Raw genomic sequence first — 19,405 nt, forward strand, 5'->3', positions numbered from 1 at the left:
GGATGTGTTATTTCAGACTAACTTTTTCGATCAATTACCACTGATAGCTCACGAAGAATTTCGCATTACGGCCATCTTGCGGCACACCTTGTGGCGCGTAATATTCTTTGTCGAATGCGTTACCCAACACCACGGTGGTGGTCACACCTTTAAATTGCTCCTGACCTTTATAGCTGACATAGAAGTCATTGAGGCCATAACCGGCCTGGCGTTTGCCGGTGCTTAATGGCTGAGAGCGGTCAGCAAAGGTGGCAATCCAGCCGACGGCAAAACCACTGTTGGCGACGGGCACATCCAAGGTGCTGGTCACGGTATCTGGGTTAATGGATTCGAGCCAAGTATTGGTATTCTGGTTTTTACCCCGGGTGCGGTTATAGGCCAGATCCCAGTTAAACAGGGCGGTTTTGTAACTCATGGTGGCATCCCAGCCCCAAATTTTGGCGCGATCGATATTCACCGACGTGGTGGTCATGGCGGTCATGTTGACCTTGGTTTCGATATAGTCTTTCGCGTTGGTATCGAAGTAACTGGCTTTGAATTGCAGGTCATCTTCGGCCATCAGCAAGTCACTAAAGCGCAGACCAAAACCGTATTCCTGAGTTTCGTTGGTTTCCGGTTTTAGGTTTGGATTCGGCACCCAGTTGTTTGTGATGAATCTGCCGCCACCAATAGGAATGGAGAAGTGTTTGGAATCGTTGTACATCTCACCCATGGTCGGTGCGCGGAAAGCCTGCGCATAGGAACCGAACAGCATCAGCCAGTCTGTGGGGGTGACTGTCAGCGCGCCGCGTGATGACCATTTATCGGCATCGACGTCGGCATAACCTTCACTGCTACCGCGATAATTGTCATAGCGGGTACCGGCTAAAATGGAAACCGGCAGGTCGCGCAAGGTGATTTCGTCTTGCAGCCAACCCGAGCCAAAACGAATATCGGCTTGGGGGAAACTTTCGGTGGCGCCGCCCGGCGTTTGCTCTTGTTTATATGCTTCAGTGCCGTAAGTCAGCAGGTGTGAGGCAATGCTATCTGTCCACAGGCGGGTGCGGTTTTCCAGCTTGCCCCCTTCGGTGGTTTGCTTGCGCCCCTCTTCTGGTGTGCCCTGCGGCCGCGCATTGATTTCTACTTCGGAGTAGTAAACCTGGGCGGTGGCATTCAACCATTCTTGATCCAGCGGTTTAATGTGGTATTTAAGCTGAGCATCACGTTGAATTGTCGAGCGATTGGTCATGATATTGCTGCTGGATGCTGCGCTGGTTTGCGGGTTCTTTGGCTCTATCGCGTTATTATTGTAATAACGCAAATTGGCACTCAAAGATTGGATTTGGTCAATACGCCAAGTCCCTTTTGCCATGACGTTACTGATGGTTTCATCATTCGGTGCCTTAAATCCATCACTCTGACGGATATTGCCGATATCGCGGGTGCCGAAGGAGAGAATGCCATCGACATCATCAGTGCGGCCATAAGCTGTGGCCCCTAGGCCGAAGCTGTTATCACCGGTTGCGGCGGAGCTGTAAACCCGGTAGCCGGTGTTTTGGCCCGGTAACAACAGGTCAGCGGCATTGACTGTTTCGTAAGAAATCACCCCACCCAATGCGCCGCTACCATACAGCAGTGCTGAGGGGCCGCGCACCACTTCAACCCGTTTGACCAGTGCTGGGTCGAGGAAAGTGGCATTCAGGTGGCCGGTATCGGTGCCTTGACGAATACCATCAACCAAGGTGAGTACGCCAGTTTTGCCGTAGCCCCGCAATGTGACATCTTGCCCGTTAACTCGCCCGCTGCCTGTGACTGTCAGCCCCGGAATTTTGCGCAACATATCTGCAGCAGAGGTCGCGGTTTCACTGGTGGGGGTGTTGGCTTCAATCACTGTCACCATCATCGGCGCTTCAAAGCTACTGCGCTCATTACCGGTTGCCGTGACCACCATGGTGTCGGTGGTGTGTTTTTTGCTGCTTGTGGCGGTGGTGGATGTGGTATCAGCAGCTTGAGCCGCCAGAGGCAGGCTACAAACGATGGCCAAACTGAGAGGGGACCAGCGGAAACGGTCGGGAGTGAAACGAGGCATGTCGGCAATTCTCCATATTTTCTATGCAAAAAAAATCATATGCAAAACAAATAAATAGGTTGCTGGCTGCCTTGATTATTCAATCTGGGTGGCTTGCATTAATATCTTTCACACTCAGAGTGACAACCGTGAGGGCTTTAGATTTTTCGGTATATTATTTAGTCAGTATTAATTTCCCAGCTTTGGTTTGGCGCAATTGATAGCATTCGCCCTGATGGACGATAAAAGCGACACCATACTCTCCCAGCAGTTGTTCGCTGGTGATAGACAGGGGCTTACTGTCCGCCGGATACTCAGTAGCAGACTCATCGTTCATTATTGGTGCTTTGTTCAACTGTTTATCCATATAGCCAGCAAGGTAATGATAACGACTATCAATGTGATAAGCATTATCAATCATAGTCCAATGTTACATCAAGACATATTTATTGTTAATTAGCTTTTAATTAGCGTGCTAATCCAGGATTGACCAGTGCATAAATTTGGTGATAACTGGCGGGATCTTCGACCATCTGGCTCAGGTGCAATGCAACATCCGCGCGGCTGACCAAGCCGTGCGCCTCAGTTTGTAAACGGACGGCTTTTCCTGTCGCGGGTGTATCCAGCAAGCCGCCGGGGCGAATTAAGGTATAAATCAGGCCACTGGTTTGTAACCAGCTCTCAGCCAGTGACTTTTCACGAACCGCCTGACCAAAAGCGGCGCGGGCGGCGGCGGAAAGTGTTGGCCAACTATCACCACAGCCAATGGATGTAACCAAAAGCATACGTTTCAAGCCAAGTTTCTCGGCAGTATCAATAATCAGCCGGTTGCCCTGATAGTCAGCCGTGCGGCCACCTAATGTTGAAATGATGGCCGCCTCTGGCCCGACGAGTTGGCAAGCTTGGTACACACTTTCAGGATCACAAGCATCGCCACATACCACGGTCAAACCCTGGCTGCGCAGGGCTGCTGCTTGTTGCGGATTGCGTATTAATAGCGTGACCGGGCGCAGCTGCTGGCCAGAGTGGGGGGCGGGATTTGCCAGCGCGAGCAGGTGTGCGCCCACACCATGCCCGGCACCGAATATCAGCCAAGGTTTCATGGTGTTCCCTCACTTTTTTCATTTATATCATGTTGTTGCGTGAGTTGTTGAGCCAATTGATGAAACGCGGCAAGGCCGTCAGCCCGCAGTTGGCGGTGCTCATCACGGCCCACATAGACCTTCAGCATCACATCACCTTGCTGATTAAAAAATTGTACCGATGCCGTTGCCATCCCCATGAATGGGCGCTCCAGCAGGGCAATAGCTTGGCAGTTTTGTGCTCGGATATGGCCGCTAAGCCCTTGTTTGTCGCGGAGATTAAAATAGCCGTGACGATGAAAACCACTCGGCAATGGGCCTTTGTGTTCCAGAATAATATCGGCAGTGTGCACCAGGGTGGTGACATCTCCCCACTGCGTCATACTGTCCCACACGTGGTCAAATTGGTCGGCACTGACTAAAACACGTTGGGGTAAGGCGCGCACCACTTCGAGTGGGCTGACCTGATAATCCTGTGCAATTTGTTCCAGTGTGCCATCCGGCTGCGTGGCAAGAAATTCGGCCAAGGATGAGTTATCTTTAGGCGATGGACGGTTCATAAGTGGCGTTCCGTAGTCATTAGTGAGGGAATAATATTTTGCAGGGCCTGCATGATATTACTGGCCCAGAAGCGCCCGCTATCTGTGAGCCGGAGACAGAAACTGTCATCTTTTAGCAGGTGGGTCTGATGCCACTGTGCAATCAATGGCTGCAAGGGGGATGGGTCGGGAATTAATTCATGCAAGTTCAGGCGGCCGACTTCAATACCGCTTTGCAATTTAGCCCGCCACGGATGTTCGCCACTGGCTTGCGTCATCATCATTAAAGGCTTTTGCCCGCTGTCTATTAATTGATAGTAGTTATCTAAACTGCGGTGCTGCATGTAAGCATGCCCTTGCAAAGACCCCCCCGCACCACTGCCCAGGGCTAGGCAATCTGCCCCTTGCTTGATCAACAGGTTATAAAGATTGCGTTCACGGGTCGTGCGCGCCCAGTGGCTGTTACTTAACTGATGCCAGCCCGCCTGGGCGAGATTTTCGGCACCGTGACAGTAAAAGTCACATTGCTGCGCCAGTGCTGGCAGTTCCACCCGGTTATTTTCCACTGATTTGGCTAATGGTGTGGTTGGTAACAAATTAAGGGCATACAAATCAACACCATCCAGCGGCAATTGGCGCACGATAGCCAAGTCTTCTTGCCAAGTTTCGGGGGTTTGATGTGGTAAGCCAAACATCAGGTCGCAGACCACCGCAGCACGATCGCGCAAGGCCAAGTTAGTCAGAAAACTAATGGCCTGATCACGGTCAGCTTTCCGCCCCATGCGCTGGCGAATACGGGTGTTAAAGGTCTGAATCCCAACAGAAAAACGGTTGGCACCAGCCTCCAGACAAGCATCAATCCGCTCATCATCAAAATTGAAAATACGGCCTTCAATAGTTATTTCACAATCCGGGGCCAGCGGCAGACTTTTACGCAATTGGCTGATAATGCTGTGTAATTGTGGCGCTGACAGCGCACTGGGGGTGCCGCCGCCGAAGTAAATTGCATGAATCGGCCCCCCTTGTAGCAGCGGGCTGCCAGCTTCCATACTCAGTTCCCGCAGCAGGTAGTCGGTGTAGCGCGCGGTGCTTTCTGGTTGTAATGGATTTTGATAAAAACCACAGAAAGTGCAGTGAGTGGCACAAAAAGGAATATGTAAATAAAGCAAACGCTTATTCGGTGGCAGCGGCTTTTGCAGCAGTGATTGCCAGCAAGTCTGTAGTGACTCCGCCGGTAATGGGCGGCTATCGCGCCACGGCATGGTGGCCCAGCGCTTGGGGAAAGGTAGCGGCCCCGGACGGGCATGATATGGCATTAAATCAATATTCATAACAAACTCAATGACGATCTAGATGATAAATTAAATGATAATCATAAGCATTTGATCAATGAGTAAAGGGCAATATATTGATCCGCATCATTAAATTAGGGTGAAATAGGCTCATATTGGCTGGGGGTGTGGGAAATAGGCTCGGTCAATCAGGATTTGAGAGTGGCGATGAGTGGTTTTGTTACTGACGAAAAATGAAAAATCTTACAAATTCAGATGGATGAGCTAGCACAGTCACTCCGGCGTTAGCTCATCTTGAGACGATTTCAGTCTAACCTCCCTATTTATAAGTAAAATCACTGACGCTCATTATTTTAATAAGCTAGATAATTATATTTAAATAATTAGAAATATAATTATCGTGACAAGTTTCACTCACTGTAATTGATGATTTTTAATCAAAATGAATTATATGTAATGTATATTTTAATAGCTAATATACTAATCATTAATATCATTTTCACACTGCATAATTTTTTAAAACATGAATATCTTATGACAGTTTACCTATTTATAATCTGATGTGAATTGTAATAATAATCTTATGAAAATATTCAAGCCACCATTGCCAAATGCTAATTTGAAATTTCAAGGCGTGACTATATTGATTTAACAATGAAAAGAATGAAAGTGACTTTTCAAAAAAATCAATGCACAATGATATGTGGCTTGATCAAAGTAAAAGTCATGAATTAAATGATCTATGTGAAAATATAGGATTGGTCGGTGCATTAGACCATTCATTAACAATATCTACTCACCAAATTTCAGGGAATATTATGTTCACACCGTCTGACACTATTCAGAGGGATAAATATCATGACGAAGTAAACAATTTGCATTGCATATATTCTATGTGCTGTTCAGAAATTGCTAATGGCACTAACGTAAAGAATCTCAAAACTACAGTAAGTCACGAAAATACACCGGAAAAATTGCGCTTGCACTTTCTAACCTCCGGTTCATGTAAGTTCTGGGCAGGGAATGCTCTATATAGCGCGCCCGTTGGGATGGTATTAGAAAGATTTATAGTTAAGGATACTGATCATGTACCTGATTGGTTCCAAGTGCCATTGCGGTATCAAGAGCATGGAGTATTATTCTCTAGCATCAATATTCCCGCCATCTGAGTTAATAACCGCGCCAATAGTTGACTCAGACTACACAAAGAAATTCACCGAGAAGTTACACGTCAAATATTATGCACACACCTTGTCATAAAGATTAAATAACTATAGGAAATATATCATGAACACAAGCATTATAAATACAGAAAAACCCAATGATAAAATAAGGATTCGGGAAGTAAGGAAAGCCATAATTAATCACTGTAAGGAAGTAAAGGAAAAATATAGTATATTAAAATACCAGGATGCATTGGGTTTTGGTATTTTATCCACTATGATTAGTGTTATTAGTTCATTATGTTATATAAATGGGTATATAGCATGGTGGGTATGTATAATAATTAATGCCCTTTGTATTTCCTTAGCACATGAAATTGAACATGATTTACTTCACAGTTTGTATTTTAAGAAGCATCGTATCATGCAATACATCATTTTGTAGTCAACGAGCCTTTTTATATCAGACAACTATCGGCACCATTTGCTCATAAAGTAATGAAAGAAATGGGCGTAAGATTTAATGACATTGGAACTTTCAACCGAGCAAATAGATGGGGAGAAAATATCAGCAGATAATAGCTTGATTTCTGATAAGAAGAAATCACTTACCAATATGCCCCAACCCCAAATCCACTCTATATCGCCGGCGGGCGAGGGATACGGCTATTTGACCAAGGGGTGAAGGACTGATTTCAGAGTGAGTTGTCGCAGGGCATAACTGGCGTGCTATGGTGAATCCAAACGGCAGAAAGCAAAAAACCAGCTGTTAAGCTGGTTTCTTTAAATATGGTGCCCGGACTCGGAATCGAACCAAGGACACGGGGATTTTCAATCCCCTGCTCTACCGACTGAGCTATCCGGGCAACGGGGCGCATTAAACCGTATTAGCCGCTGATCGTCAACGCATTTATAGCTTAAAACGACTAAAACGGTATTGATCGCTCTCTTTTCAGGCAAAAAACAAAAAGTCTGTGTGAATTGGCCTGAAATTCAGCCCAGTGCGGCTTAACTCAGCGCACCATTTTTTCGGCATTGAGCGACTTCCAATACATCCTCCGCCAAGCATTTGGCAACCTCAACATCGGCGAGTTGGCGTTTCACCAATAACTTGCTCAGGCAACCTTCTAAAATCAACTCCATCTGCTGGGCGACCATCTCGGCATCATCGGCCTCCATCTCTCTCAACAACTCCAGCGTATAGTACAGCGAAGCTGCTTTTTGCTGTTCAGCCAATTGGTGGATAGGGTGTTCATCATCAGGATAAAAGCTACACGCAGCAATAAATAAGCAACCGGGATAGCGCTGGTTTTGCACTTGTTCACTGAGAGTTTGGTAGCGCGCCAGTAGCTTTTGTTTCGGCGATAATGTTTCATCCAGTTGTAATTGACGCCGCCAGGTATCTATCTGCTGACCATGATAACGCAGGCAATCATACAGTAATGCCTCGCGATCTGGCCAAAATCGGGTCAGATCACTGACCTCGGTTGAGACTTCTTTTGCCAGCATCTCCAGCGTGGTATTTGCCAGCCCTTTCTGTTCTAACAGATTGAGCGCACTGCTTAAAACTTGTTCGCGTTGCACGTTGCTCTCCTCCGACTTCTTACTGGCAAGTAGGGTTTTTCACAGCCGATACCCCTCGTGTTTGAGCCACGGGATGATTTAGCGACAACTTTAGGCATCGATTTATCCACACTGGCAGGCATCGCCACTTTCTGCCAGCGGACTCTATACCTTATCACTACTGCGGCGAGATTTTGTGAACTCTTTGCCATTATGGTCTTGCTTATTTCACTGTGCTCAATGAGTGATGCCCTGAATGGCAAGCCCGCACTCTGTGAAGTAGCCCGCATTTTATTGTGCATCCGCCCATAATTGTTGGTGAATAACTGATTATTCCTGTTCTTTTGCCCGATGGTTTATTGGAACGCGGTTTCTATAATGTTTATCATGAATTGCTTAACGTCCTGCATCGAGCTTTCGTGCAAATTGGGCGTTCTATCATAAGGGTTAAAAATGAGTCTCCAAAATTATCCTAATCAGTTCCGCCGCAATCTACAACAAGGGCAAACCCTGATTGGCTGCTGGAGTGCGCTGGCCAATCATATCTCGGCTGAGGTGCTCGGGCTGGCGGGTTTTGACTGGTTGGTCTTAGACGGTGAACATGCTCCGAATGATGTCACGACGTTTATCCCACAGTTAATGGCATTGAAAGGCAGTCACAGTGCGGTGGTTGCGCGCGCGCCGTGCAATGAGCCGATTATTATCAAGCGGTTATTGGATATTGGTTTCTACAACTTTCTGATCCCGTTTGTTGAAAATGCAGAAGAGGCCATTCGGGCAGTGGCTTCCACCCGTTATCCGCCAGCCGGCATCCGTGGGGTTTCGGTGTCTCATCGCAGCAACAATTACGGCACGGTGCCGGATTACTTCGCCACTATCAATGACAATATTACTGTATTGGTTCAGATAGAAAGCCAGCAAGGGGTCGACAATCTGGATGCTATCGCCGCTGTTGATGGTGTTGACGGTATTTTTGTCGGGCCGGGCGATCTTTCTGCTGCATTAGGTTATCTCGGTCAACCGAACCACCCTGAAGTGCAAAAAGTCATTCGGCATATTTTTGATCGCGCCAAAGCACAGGGTAAGCCGAGCGGCATCCTGGCACCGGTTGAAGCTGATGCTCGCCGTTATCTGGAATGGGGCGCAACATTTGTCGCTGTTGGCAGTGATTTGGGCGTCTTTCGTAGTGCCACTCAGGCCCTGCGCGACAAATTTAAACAATAATTATCGGTCTGTTTTACCTATTTAGCGCTGCCGTGTTGACGGCCTTCCGACCTTTTGAGGAGAGATACATGAAAATCGGCTTTATTGGTTTAGGGATTATGGGCAAGCCCATGAGTCAAAATCTGCTGAAAGCAGGTTACTCATTAATCGTCCTTGATAGGAATGCGGCGGCCTTGGATGAGCTGCTCAGTGCCGGTGCGCGTAAGATATCGACCCCCAAAGCGCTGGCTGCTGAGTGCGATATTATTATTACTATGCTGCCTAATTCACCACAGGTGAAAGAAGTGGTCTTAGGTGAAAATGGCGTGATTGAAGGGGCAAAACCCGGTTCGGTGCTGATTGATATGAGCTCGATTGCACCGTTGGTCAGCCGCGAAATCAGCGCAGCGCTGGCCGTGAAACATATCGCTATGTTGGATGCGCCCGTCAGTGGCGGTGAGCCTAAAGCGATCGATGGCTCGCTGTCCATTATGGTCGGTGGCGATAAAGCTATTTTCGACCAATGTTTTAATGTGATGAAAGCGATGGGCGGCTCGGTGGTACATACTGGTGAGATTGGTGCTGGTAATGTGACTAAATTGGCCAATCAGGTGGTGGTAGCGCTGAATATTGCCGCGATGTCTGAAGCATTAGTGCTGGCCACGAAAGCCGGTGTAAATCCGGATTTGGTATTCCAGGCGATTCGTGGTGGTCTGGCGGGCAGTACGGTGCTGGAAGCTAAAGCCCCGCTGGTGATGGACCGCAACTTTAAACCGGGTTTTCGTATTGATTTGCATATCAAAGACTTGGCTAACGCCTTAGATACTTCGCACGGTGTGGGGGCCCAATTGCCATTGACCGCCGCCGTCATGGAGATGATGCAGGCATTAAAAGCCGATGGGCTGGGAAGTGCAGACCACAGTGCATTGGCCTGTTATTACGAAAAGTTGGCTAAAGTTGAAGTGACGCGTTAATCAGTGCTAGACAGACTTTGTGTAGCAGCGGATAGCTCATGAGATTGAATCATTTATGAAAATAGTCATCGCTCCGGATTCTTATAAAGAAAGTTTATCCGCGCTGGATGTTGCCGTGCAGATTGAAGCAGGTTTTCGTACCCAGTTTCCTGATGCGCAATATATCAAGTTGCCGGTTGCTGATGGCGGCGAAGGCACGGTAGAAGCTATGGTTGCGGCCACGGCGGGCAGAATTATTAAGGTTAAGGTGACCGGCCCGTTAGGTGACAAGGTGGCGGCTTTTTACGGAATATCCGCTGATGAAAAGTGTGCTTTTATTGAGATGGCCGCCGCCAGTGGGCTAGAGCTTGTCCCACCGGCGTTACGTAACCCACTGAAAACCACCTCTTACGGCACGGGGGAACTGATTTGTCATGCACTGGATCAGGGTGTGAAACATATCATTATCGGCATAGGTGGCAGTGCGACTAATGATGGTGGGGCGGGGATGGCGCAAGCCCTGGGCGTCAAATTGGAGGATAAGCACGGAAAGCAGATTGGTTTTGGTGGCGGTAAGCTGGCTGAGCTGGTTAGGATTGATATCTCAGGGCTCGACCCGCGTATTAAGCAGTGCCAAATCGATGTGGCCTGCGATGTCACCAACCCATTAACCGGTCGTGAAGGAGCTTCTGCGGTATTCGGCCGACAGAAAGGTGCTACACCGGCCATGGTGACCCAACTGGATGAGGGGTTGTTGCATTATGCTCGTGTCATTAAACATCATCTTGATATCGATGTTGATCACGTTGAGGGCGCGGGTGCTGCTGGGGGGTTAGGTGCGGCGTTACTGGCTTTTTGCGCCGCGACTCTGAGCCCGGGGATTGACATTGTGACGGAAGCATTGGGGCTGGATGCTTTAGTTCGCGATGCTACTTTTGTGATTACTGGCGAGGGGCGGATTGATAGCCAAACTATTCACGGTAAAGTACCCATTGGGGTTGCCAGAGTGGCTAAACGTTATAACAAACCGGTGATTGGCATTGCCGGAAGCCTGACTGATGATGTGGACGTGGTGTATGAGCATGGTCTGGATGCGATTTTCAGTGTGATTTACAATATATGCACTCTGGAGCAGGCGCTGGATAATGCTGCGGATAATGTGTTCAGAACCGCGCGTAATATCGCCGCCACGTTAGCGATAGGTATGGCTGCTGCTGGGTCATAATATCTCGGTAAATCATCATCATATTTTAAACCGAGGCCTTCCTCATGAGTGTATATAACCTTGATCCCCGGCTTGCCCAAGATATCGTCACCCGGACGATGAAGATCATTGATACCAATATTAACGTGATGGATGGCAAGGGGCGGATCATTGGCAGCGGTGATGAAGAGCGCCTTGGCGAGCTGCATGAGGGGGCGCTGCTGGCGTTATCCCATGGCCGTATTGTCGACATTGATGATGCGGTTGCCCGCCAATTACACGGCGTGAAGCCCGGTATCAATCTGCCATTGCGCCTTGAGGGTGAAATTGTCGGCGTGATTGGCCTGACTGGGAATCCCGGACAATTGCGCCAATATGGCGAGCTGGTATGCATGGCCGCCGAAATGATGATGGAACAGGCGCGGCTGGTGCACCTGCTGGCGCAGGATAGCCGTTTGCGTGAAGAGCTAGTGCTGAACTTGATCCGCACTGAAGAAATATCACCGGCACTGATTGAATGGGCGCAGCGTCTCGGGGTCGATATCAATAAACCGCGCGTGGTGGCGGTGGTGGATGTGGACAGCGGCCAACTGAGTGTTGACAGTGCCATGTCGGAATTACAAGAGTTGCAAACCCTGCTGACTACCCCAGAGCGCAATAATCTGATTGCGATTGTCTCCCTCACCGAAATGGTGGTGCTGAAACCGGCACTTAACAGCCATGGCCGCTGGGATGCTGTGGATCACCGACGCCGGATGGAATCATTACTTTCACGTATGACGGAACGCGGCCGCTTGCGGGTGCGGCTCTCATTAGGGAATTTCTTTACTGGCCCCGGCAGTATTGCCCGCTCATACCGCACCGCCCGCACCACCATGGCGGTCGGCAAACAACGGATGCCAGAACAGCGCAGTTACTATTACCAGGATTTGGTTTTGCCCGTCTTGCTCGACAGCTTGCGCGGTGGTTGGCAAGCCAATGAGTTGGCGCTGCCATTAGCTAAATTGCGGGCCATGGACAGTAATGGCTTACTGCGCCGCACATTGGCTTGTTGGTTTCGCCATAATGTGCAACCCACGGCGACGGCGAAAGCGCTGTTTATCCACCGTAATACATTGGAATATCGACTTAATCGTATTTCGGAATTGACCGGGCTGGATTTAGCGAATTTCGATGACCGCTTGTTGTTGTATGTCGCTTTACAATTAGGCGAACAGGAATAGAAAAAATCTATTTTTTACAAAGCGCGTTATCGGTATATAAAATTAATTCTCTTTATTATGAGAGTTAATTGAAGTAATTCTCTGTGCTTAATCGTTTCTCCCCGCGATTTATTATTCTGCTTGGTACATCTGCCTATTTTACCCCCCATGAATATTTGCAGGAGCACAATTCTTTTGCATTAAAAATTAATTGTAATAACACAATACTATAGCCACTATGTCTGTGTGGTTAATTATTGTTTTATTTGTAACTTATTGTTGTAAATAAGAATTATTTATCCGTAAGGGTATGGCTTCTGGGAAGAATATAATGAATTCATTTATTGTGGCTGACGCCGAAAGCTGTATTGGTTGCCGGAGCTGTGAGGTCGCTTGTGTGGTTGCACATCATGAGGGCAAATTCCCGGATAAACCGGATTATTTCACTCCACGGGTGAAAGTCTTTCGAGACAATCAGGGCGCTACCGCTGTTTTTTGCCATCATTGTGAAGATGCCCCTTGCGCAAGTACCTGCCCGAATGGAGCTATTATTGAAATGAATAACAGCATTCAGGTTATTCAGGAAAAATGTATTGGCTGCAAAACCTGCATGATTGCTTGCCCGTTCGGCATGATGACCGTCGTGACCGAAACTGTGCAACCTGCCAGTCACCGGTTGGCGGATGCTTATCAACGTACTGAAGCCCAGAAGTGCGACCTATGTCTTGACCAACCTAATGGCCCTGCCTGTATTCATACTTGTCCTACACAAGCTTTGACTTTGGTTGACCAAAATTATCTCCTGAATCAACAGCGGCAAAAGCGCCAGCGCAGCGCATTGAATGAGCATAATGGCCGCTTGTTCAGCAGTGGTGCATCAGCGGACGTGGCTCACTCTTTCAGCCCATTACGCAAAAATATCCGCGATACGGCCGCCGTCAATCTGCTATTGCGGCCACGCCCCCCGCGCTTGGAAGCCAAAAAAATCCCACTGGCAGAGCGCAAAACCAGCTTTGCTGAAATCTATTTGCCTTTCACCGAAGGCCAAATTTATGAGCAGGCCGAGCGTTGCTTGAAGTGCGGTGACAAGACGATTTGTCAGTGGACATGCCCACTGCATAACGCCATCCCGCAATGGATTTCATTGGCCTATCAAGGCCGTATCCATGAAGCTGCTGAATTGTCTCATCAAACCAGTAGCTTGCCAGAAATATGTGGTCGGGTTTGCCCGCAAGACCGCTTATGTGAACAGGCTTGCACCTTAAATGACCATGATGGTGCGGTCACCATTGGCCAGATTGAACGGCATATCACAGAAACGGCATTGGCGACGGGCTGGCGGCCTGATATGTCGCAGGTTAAAGCTAGCGGAAAGCGGGTTGCTATTATCGGTGCCGGCCCGGCAGGTTTGGGTTGCGCGGATATTTTGGTTCGCCACGGTATCACGCCAGTTGTCTTTGATCGCTATCCTGAAATCGGTGGTTTGCTGACCTTCGGTATCCCGGCTTTCAAACTGGAAAAAGGGGTTATGACGCGCCGGCGAGAAATCTTTAGCGAGATGGGGGTCGAGTTTTGCCTCAATACTGAAATTGGCCGCGACATCACCATGGAAAATCTGCTCGGTGAGTTTGATGCGCTTTTCCTTGGGGTGGGAACATACCGTTCGATGCGCTCCGGGCTGGAAAATGAGGATGCGGCCGGTGTTTATGATGCTTTGCCCTTCTTGATTGGTAATACCCAGCACTTGATGGGGTATCCCGCCAGCGCTGCTCACCCCTATGTCAGTATGGAAAACCAGCGGGTCGTGGTGTTGGGCGGCGGAGATACTGCCATGGACTGTGTGCGCACCTCATTACGCCACGGGGCCACCAGTGTAGTTTGCGCCTATCGCCGTGATGAAAGAAACATGCCTGGCTCCAAACGTGAGGTCAAAAATGCCCGTGAAGAGGGCGCAGAATTTATGTTCAATCTTCAACCGCAACGGATTGAGGTGGATGAACAGGGGCAGGTTACCGGCATCAACATGATACGAACTGAAATGGGCCAGCCCGATGCTAAAGGGCGGCGGCAGGCGCGACCGATTGCTGGTTCTGAACACACTATTCCCGCCGATGCGGTCATTATGGCTTTTGGTTTTAGCCCGCATCGAATGTCGTGGTTGGCGGAACATAATGTGGTGCTGGATAAACAGGGGCGAGTGGTGGCCCCGACTATTTCCGGTTATCCGTATCAAACCAGTAATCCTAAAATCTTTGCCGGGGGTGACATCGTGCGTGGGGCTGATTTGATTGTCACGGCCATCGCCGAGGGGCGCAAAGCGGCCGAGAGCATTGCCTATTATCTCAATGTGTTATAACCCCAGCGGCGAGGAGAAAAGATGAACCGATTTGTTATCGCCGATATGACCCAATGCATTGGCTGCCGCACTTGTGAAATTGCCTGCGTGGTGGCGCACAGCACAGAGAATAAGGCCAGCGCCATCACTGCGGATCAGTTTCATCCGCGCCTGAGTGTGATGAAAAGTTTTGCCGTCAGCACCCCCATTCTCTGCCATCAATGTGAGGATGCGCCCTGCGAAAATTCCTGCCCCAATGGCGCAATTGCCACCGGCGACCATGGGGTGCAGGTGCTGGCTTCGCGCTGTATTGGCTGTAAAACCTGCATGTTGGTCTGCCCGTTTGGGGCGATGAATATGATTGAGCCGATGAGTCAAAACGCGACGGTGAGCGCACAAGCGCATAAATGTGATTTATGCCATTCCCGCGCAGCTGGCCCGGCCTGTATTGAGGTCTGTCCGACGAAAGCATTGAAATTGGTAACGCCACAGGCGCTAGAAACCCTCCAGCGGGAGCGACAATGGCGGGCTGCGCGTGGCGCTGTATCAGGCCGCGCCCGATAACACCTGAGATTTTAAGGATAAAAAATGGAAAAAATCCTCACGGTCTGCCCTTATTGCGGCTCCGGATGCAAATTAAATCTGTTGGTTGAGGGCGGTGAAATCGTCGGGGCGCAACCGGCTAATGGCGTCACTAATCAGGGGGAGTTATGTCTGAAAGGTTACTATGGCTGGGATTTTTTGAATGACACTCGTCTGCTGACTCCTCGCTTGACCCGCCCATTATTGCGCCGCCAGCGCGGTGGTGCATTTGAAAGTGTCAGCTGGCAAGAGGCCATTAAATTCATCACCACCAAACTTAACACCATCAAACAGCGCCACGGGCCTGATGCCATCATGATGACCGGCTCATCGCGCGGGCCGGGTAATGAGGCCAATTATGTGATGCAAAAATTCGCGCGTGCCGCCATCGGTACGAACAATATCGACTGCTGCGCTCGCCTGTGTCACGGCCCCTCCGTCGCGGGTTTACAGCAAACTCTGGGCAATGGCGCGATGAGTAATTCCATCGGCGAAATTGAGAATACCGAGTGTATTTTGGTGTTCGGCTATAACGCCGCTGACTCTCATCCCATTGTGGCGCGCCGTATTCTGAAGGCCAAAAGCAAAGGTGCCAAATTGATCGTCTGTGATCCTCGGCATATTGAAACCGCGCGCATTGCCGACCAATGGTTACCATTGAAAAACGGGGCCAATATGGCGTTGGTGAACGCCTTTATTTATGTGCTGATTGAAGAAAAACTCTATGACGATAATTATGTGCGCGCCCATACCCGGGGATTTGATGAACTGAAAGTCGGCATTGCGGATTATCGCCCGGAGGATGTCGAACACATCACGGGCCTACCCGCGCCAGCTGTGCGTTTGGCGATGCGCACCTATGCCGCGGCTCCCTCTGCGACCATTTTGTGGGGCATGGGGGTGACTCAGTGGGGGCAAGCGGTGGATGTGGTGAAAGGGCTGTCTTCGCTGGCGCTATTAACGGGCAATCTCGGGCGTCCGAATGTGGGGGTCGGGCCGGTGCGTGGGCAAAATAATGTACAGGGCGCTTGTGATATGGGGGTATTGCCCAATACTTTCCCCGGTTATGAGAAGGTGACAGACCCAGAGGCCAGAGGCCGTTTTGCCGCCGCTTGGGGAGTCGAGGAGTTACCTGCGCAGGTGGGGTTCTCGATTACTGATGTGCCGCATAAAGTGGCGCAAGGCAAACTCAAAGCCTATTACGTGTTTGGCGAGGATCCTATCCAGACTGAGCCAGATTTAGCCGCCATGCGCACCGCGTTTGCGGCACTGGAGCTGGTGGTGGTGCAGGATATCTTTATGACCAAGACGGCTGAACTGGCGGATGTGGTTCTCCCGGCCACCTCTTGGGGTGAGCATGAAGGGGTCTATACCAGTGCGGATCGCGGTTTCCAGCACTTTAATAAAGCCATTGAGCCGAAAGGCGATGTGAAGCCAGATTGGGAAATTATCAGCCTAATATCCACGGCGATGGGCTACCCGATGGCCTACCAGAATACTCAGCAGATTTGGGATGAAATGCGCAGTTTGTGCCCGCCATTCTTTGGCGCAACTTACGAGAAAATGGCGGGGCTGGGATATGTGCAATGGCCATGCCCGAGCGAAGACCACCCCGGCACCCCCTATCTGTACACCGGTAACCAATTCGCGACCGAAGATGGCAAAGGTGTTTTGAGCTGTGCGCCATGGCAGCCGCCACATGAGCAAACTGACCGCGATTATCCGCTGGCACTTTGCACGGTGCGTGAGGTCGGGCACTACAGTTGCCGCTCAATGACCGGTAATTGCGCCACACTGAAAATTTTGGCGGATGAGCCGGGTTATGTGCAGATTCATCCTGAAGATGCCAGCCAGCTTGGGGTGGCCGATCAGGCGCTAGTTTGGATTTCCTCACGGCGTGGCAAAGTGATTGCCCGTGCCAGTGTTACTGAGCGGGCTAATTATGGCGCGGTGTATATGACTTATCAGTGGTGGATTGGCGCGTGTAATGAGCTGACGGTGGATCATGTTGATCCGGTGTCAAAAACACCGGAATTCAAACATTGTGCGGTCAGAGTCGAGGCCATTGGTGATCAAAATGCGGCAGAGCAATATGTCGAGCAGCAATATAACCATCTGAAAAAACGCCTATCAGATGCCGCAGCTGTTTAGCCGTGGTGCTAAGCCACTTTGGTGGTTACCGCACCTGACTTTGCAGATGCTGTAAGAATTGGCCGGCATCCATAAAGCCGGTCACTCTGGCTGCGTTAATCTCATGGCCCTGTGCATCGAAAAACAGGATGGTCGGCAAGCCCAACACATTTAACTGTTTTAATAGCGCCGCATGCTGTGGACTGTTGGCCGTCACATCAGCCTGGAGCAGCACCGTATTGGCTAACTGGCGCTGAACCTGTTCATTGCTAAAGGTATATTTTTCAAAATCTTTGCAGGCCACACACCAATCGGCATATAAGTCCAGCATCACCGGCTGGCCTTTGGCTTGGGCTAATGCCGCCTGTAATTGGGGTAAATCAGCCACTGGTTTAAAGGCTAAGTGATTGATTTCATTTTGTTGTGTCGGGCTGCCAAAAGCCCAGTCTTGCAGGGGGCGCGCCGCAACCAGCAGGGCGGCTAGCAGCAATAACTGGCAAACTCGCACCCAACCCGAGTGCGCTTTTAGGCTCAATATCAATGCCCAGCCGAAGAAGGCGACCGCCAACAGGCTCCATAAACGCAAGCCCCAGACATCGCCTAGCACTCTTTCCAGCAAGAACACCGGCAGTGCCAGAATAACAAACCCAAAAGCTTCTTTGACATACTGCATCCACGGGCCGCTGCGCGGGAGAAGCTTATTGCCGAACAGTGTCACCATCACCAGCGGAATACCCATTCCTAAGGCATATAAATACAGTGTTCCGCCACCGGCCAGCATATTCCCGCTTTGGGCGATATACAGCAAAATGGCGCTGAGCGGCGCGGTGGTGCAGGGGGAGCAAATCAGGCCGGCCAGTGCGCCCATGGCAAAGACACCGGCCAGAGAGCCTCCGCGCTGGCTGCTACTCCATTGCACCAGTCGAGTTTGCAGTGATGAGGGTAATTGCAGCGAATAGAGACCAAACATAGACAGCGCCAGCAGCACAAACAGTGCGGATAACCCAATCAAAACATAAGGATGCTGCAACGTAGCTTGAAATTGTAACCCCGCCGCCGCCACCACTAACCCGAGCAAAGTATAAGTCAGCGCCATGCCTTGGACATAGACCACCGCCAGCAGCAATATTCGCCGCTGGCTATGGGGTTTCTCACGGCCCAGAATAATGGCTGAAATCAGCGGATACATCGGCAAGACACAAGGGGTAAAGGCGATGCCGATGCCAATAAGTAGCGCCCACAGCGGTGAGAAGGGCAATTCAGCCGCCAGCGGTGCGGCCGGGGTGACCACGGCGGGTGCCATTGGCGTAGATGCACTGGCGACGACGGCAGAGAGAGGGACGATGCGTGTTTCCGGCGGATAACAGAAACCGGCCGCGGCACAGCCCTGATAAGTCACACTGACACTGGCCTGTTCAGCAGCCTGTGTGATGGGGATTTTCAATGTTAACTGTTGCTTGAAAATCGAAACTTCGCCATAAAATTCATCATGATGCGCAATACCCTCCGGGAGGGTAAATGCCCCGAGGGCCGCGTTTTTAGGCACGATTTTGATTTGCTGGCGATACAGATAATAGTCAGGATGAATTTGCCAACTGAGGGTGAGCTGGTCACCTTGTTGGCGAAAATCAAAGGCAAACGCTTGATCAACCGGAATAAACCGGCTCTGGCTGCTTTTTGGGCCGAATGAAGCATTATCGCCAAACAGCGAAGCTTGTGCACTGTGCGGCGCGAATAAAATGCTGCACAGCAGCAGTATCAGAGTAAGTGAGCGTTGAGCCATGACAGGTAATCTTTATCTCCATCCCGTACCGGCAGCACCAGCAATTCCGGTGTTTGGTAGGGGTGATGTTGTTTGATATAGCTGAGAAGCGCTTGCTGATGAGCGCTATTGCTCTTGAACAAGAGTTGGACTTCATACTCTTGCTGGAGCTTGCCCTCCCAGTAGTAAATCGAGGTCGCGCCCGGCAATAAAGTGGCGCAGGCGGCCAATTTCTCCCCCAGTACCTGCGCGGCTAAATCTTGTGCGCTAGCTTCATCAGGGGCGGTGCACAATACCACAATTGCATCACAATCAGACATCTTAACCTCTTAGGTCGCGCGGCTTATA

The 19,405-nt window shown here is 50.0% G+C and carries 18 protein-coding genes and 1 tRNA gene; 10 read left to right on the forward strand and 9 right to left on the reverse strand.

The genetic code is table 11. The features are described from left to right. Nucleotides 1–34: 34 nt before the first annotated feature. From D5F51_RS01910 to hutW, 5 genes are all read right to left on the reverse strand, one after another. Nucleotides 35–2,068 (reverse strand): TonB-dependent hemoglobin/transferrin/lactoferrin family receptor, encoded by a 2,034-nt coding sequence (locus D5F51_RS01910; RefSeq protein ID WP_129195455.1) that lies wholly within the window; start codon nt 2,066–2,068, stop codon nt 35–37. Between the two features lie 154 nt (nt 2,069–2,222). Next, complete coding sequence (gene hemP / locus D5F51_RS01915; RefSeq protein WP_129195456.1) at nt 2,223–2,468, reverse strand: hemin uptake protein HemP; 246 nt, start codon at nt 2,466–2,468, stop codon at nt 2,223–2,225. A gap of 46 nt (nt 2,469–2,514) precedes the next feature. Further along, the gene (locus D5F51_RS01920; RefSeq protein WP_129195457.1) at nt 2,515–3,150 is read right to left on the reverse strand and encodes an SDR family oxidoreductase; all 636 of its coding nucleotides are present in this window, start codon (nt 3,148–3,150) and stop codon (nt 2,515–2,517) included. Beyond that, nucleotides 3,147–3,689: a heme utilization cystosolic carrier protein HutX gene (gene hutX / locus D5F51_RS01925; RefSeq protein WP_129195458.1), complete on the reverse strand. Its 543-nt coding sequence runs from the start codon at nt 3,687–3,689 to the stop codon at nt 3,147–3,149. The genes D5F51_RS01920 and hutX overlap by 4 nt, the downstream gene beginning before the upstream one ends. Beyond that, complete coding sequence (gene hutW, locus D5F51_RS01930) at nt 3,686–4,999, reverse strand: heme anaerobic degradation radical SAM methyltransferase ChuW/HutW (protein ID WP_129195459.1); 1,314 nt, start codon at nt 4,997–4,999, stop codon at nt 3,686–3,688. Before hutW ends, hutX begins: the two co-directional genes overlap by 4 nt. Nucleotides 5,000–5,661: 662 nt before the next feature. Between hutW and D5F51_RS01935 the strand changes: the two genes are divergently transcribed. Together D5F51_RS01935 and D5F51_RS01940 are read left to right on the forward strand one after the other, a co-directional pair. Further along, complete coding sequence (locus D5F51_RS01935; protein WP_129195460.1) at nt 5,662–6,129, forward strand: hypothetical protein; 468 nt, start codon at nt 5,662–5,664, stop codon at nt 6,127–6,129. 118 nt (nt 6,130–6,247) lie between these two features. Then, complete coding sequence (locus D5F51_RS01940) at nt 6,248–6,568, forward strand: hypothetical protein (protein WP_129195461.1); 321 nt, start codon at nt 6,248–6,250, stop codon at nt 6,566–6,568. 345 nt (nt 6,569–6,913) lie between these two features. Here the strand turns inward: D5F51_RS01940 and D5F51_RS01950 are convergent. Together D5F51_RS01950 and D5F51_RS01955 are read right to left on the reverse strand one after the other, a co-directional pair. Further along, nucleotides 6,914–6,989 (reverse strand) — tRNA-Phe (locus D5F51_RS01950). Nucleotides 6,990–7,131: 142 nt separating this feature from the next. Beyond that, complete coding sequence (locus D5F51_RS01955) at nt 7,132–7,707, reverse strand: transcriptional regulator (RefSeq protein WP_129195462.1); 576 nt, start codon at nt 7,705–7,707, stop codon at nt 7,132–7,134. 57 nt (nt 7,708–7,764) lie between these two features. Between D5F51_RS01955 and D5F51_RS01960 the strand changes: the two genes are divergently transcribed. The 8 genes from D5F51_RS01960 (at nt 7,765) to fdhF (ending at nt 17,316) form a co-directional block, all read left to right on the forward strand. Beyond that, nucleotides 7,765–7,998 (forward strand): hypothetical protein, encoded by a 234-nt coding sequence (locus D5F51_RS01960; protein WP_129195463.1) that lies wholly within the window; start codon nt 7,765–7,767, stop codon nt 7,996–7,998. Between the two features lie 141 nt (nt 7,999–8,139). Continuing rightward, nucleotides 8,140–8,910, forward strand: a complete 771-nt coding sequence (gene garL, locus D5F51_RS01965; RefSeq protein ID WP_129195464.1) for a 2-dehydro-3-deoxyglucarate aldolase — start codon at nt 8,140–8,142, stop codon at nt 8,908–8,910. A gap of 68 nt (nt 8,911–8,978) precedes the next feature. Then, on the forward strand, nt 8,979–9,863 hold the full coding sequence (gene garR / locus D5F51_RS01970; protein WP_129195465.1) for a 2-hydroxy-3-oxopropionate reductase: 885 nt from the start codon (nt 8,979–8,981) through the stop codon (nt 9,861–9,863). A gap of 55 nt (nt 9,864–9,918) precedes the next feature. Then, nucleotides 9,919–11,067 carry a glycerate kinase gene (locus tag D5F51_RS01975; RefSeq protein ID WP_025379761.1) on the forward strand — a complete coding sequence of 383 codons (1,149 nt, stop codon included), beginning with the start codon at nt 9,919–9,921 and terminating at the stop codon, nt 11,065–11,067. A gap of 44 nt (nt 11,068–11,111) precedes the next feature. After that, nucleotides 11,112–12,269, forward strand: coding sequence for a CdaR family transcriptional regulator (locus D5F51_RS01980; protein WP_129195466.1), 1,158 nt, complete (start codon nt 11,112–11,114; stop codon nt 12,267–12,269). Between the two features lie 310 nt (nt 12,270–12,579). Further along, a complete protein-coding gene (aegA, locus tag D5F51_RS01985) occupies nt 12,580–14,604 on the forward strand; it encodes a formate-dependent uric acid utilization protein AegA (protein WP_129195467.1) in 2,025 nt (674 codons plus the stop codon). Nucleotides 14,605–14,625: 21 nt separating this feature from the next. Further along, on the forward strand, nt 14,626–15,147 hold the full coding sequence (locus tag D5F51_RS01990; protein WP_087769478.1) for a 4Fe-4S dicluster domain-containing protein: 522 nt from the start codon (nt 14,626–14,628) through the stop codon (nt 15,145–15,147). Nucleotides 15,148–15,171: 24 nt separating this feature from the next. Further along, nucleotides 15,172–17,316: a formate dehydrogenase subunit alpha gene (gene fdhF / locus D5F51_RS01995; RefSeq protein WP_129195468.1), complete on the forward strand. Its 2,145-nt coding sequence runs from the start codon at nt 15,172–15,174 to the stop codon at nt 17,314–17,316. Between the two features lie 25 nt (nt 17,317–17,341). On the opposite strand, the gene D5F51_RS02000 is transcribed toward fdhF, so the two are convergent. Continuing rightward, nucleotides 17,342–19,078, reverse strand: a complete 1,737-nt coding sequence (locus D5F51_RS02000) for a protein-disulfide reductase DsbD (protein WP_129195469.1) — start codon at nt 19,076–19,078, stop codon at nt 17,342–17,344. Beyond that, nucleotides 19,054–19,377, reverse strand: a complete 324-nt coding sequence (gene cutA / locus D5F51_RS02005) for a divalent cation tolerance protein CutA (RefSeq protein ID WP_025379756.1) — start codon at nt 19,375–19,377, stop codon at nt 19,054–19,056. The genes D5F51_RS02000 and cutA overlap by 25 nt, the downstream gene beginning before the upstream one ends. Between the last annotated feature and the right edge of the window lie 28 nt (nt 19,378–19,405).

The sequence above is a fragment of the Yersinia hibernica genome, from assembly GCF_004124235.1.
Lineage (GTDB): Bacteria > Pseudomonadota > Gammaproteobacteria > Enterobacterales > Enterobacteriaceae > Yersinia > Yersinia hibernica.

Bases quoted from the DNA above. Each gene is read 5' to 3' on its own strand.
- D5F51_RS01920 (WP_129195457.1), bottom strand. From the start codon at position 3,150: ATGAAACCTTGGCTGATATTCGGTGCCGGGCATGGTGTGGGCGCACAC.
- D5F51_RS01940 (WP_129195461.1), top strand. From the start codon at position 6,248: ATGAACACAAGCATTATAAATACAGAAAAACCCAATGATAAAATAAGG.
- D5F51_RS01980 (WP_129195466.1), top strand. From the start codon at position 11,112: ATGAGTGTATATAACCTTGATCCCCGGCTTGCCCAAGATATCGTCACC.
- aegA (WP_129195467.1), top strand. From the start codon at position 12,580: ATGAATTCATTTATTGTGGCTGACGCCGAAAGCTGTATTGGTTGCCGG.
- D5F51_RS01910 (WP_129195455.1), bottom strand. From the start codon at position 2,068: ATGCCTCGTTTCACTCCCGACCGTTTCCGCTGGTCCCCTCTCAGTTTG.
- hemP (WP_129195456.1), bottom strand. From the start codon at position 2,468: ATGATTGATAATGCTTATCACATTGATAGTCGTTATCATTACCTTGCT.
- D5F51_RS01935 (WP_129195460.1), top strand. From the start codon at position 5,662: ATGTGGCTTGATCAAAGTAAAAGTCATGAATTAAATGATCTATGTGAA.
- D5F51_RS01990 (WP_087769478.1), top strand. From the start codon at position 14,626: ATGAACCGATTTGTTATCGCCGATATGACCCAATGCATTGGCTGCCGC.
- garL (WP_129195464.1), top strand. From the start codon at position 8,140: ATGAGTCTCCAAAATTATCCTAATCAGTTCCGCCGCAATCTACAACAA.
- fdhF (WP_129195468.1), top strand. From the start codon at position 15,172: ATGGAAAAAATCCTCACGGTCTGCCCTTATTGCGGCTCCGGATGCAAA.
- hutX (WP_129195458.1), bottom strand. From the start codon at position 3,689: ATGAACCGTCCATCGCCTAAAGATAACTCATCCTTGGCCGAATTTCTT.
- D5F51_RS01975 (WP_025379761.1), top strand. From the start codon at position 9,919: ATGAAAATAGTCATCGCTCCGGATTCTTATAAAGAAAGTTTATCCGCG.
- cutA (WP_025379756.1), bottom strand. From the start codon at position 19,377: ATGTCTGATTGTGATGCAATTGTGGTATTGTGCACCGCCCCTGATGAA.
- D5F51_RS02000 (WP_129195469.1), bottom strand. From the start codon at position 19,078: ATGGCTCAACGCTCACTTACTCTGATACTGCTGCTGTGCAGCATTTTA.
- garR (WP_129195465.1), top strand. From the start codon at position 8,979: ATGAAAATCGGCTTTATTGGTTTAGGGATTATGGGCAAGCCCATGAGT.
- hutW (WP_129195459.1), bottom strand. From the start codon at position 4,999: ATGAATATTGATTTAATGCCATATCATGCCCGTCCGGGGCCGCTACCT.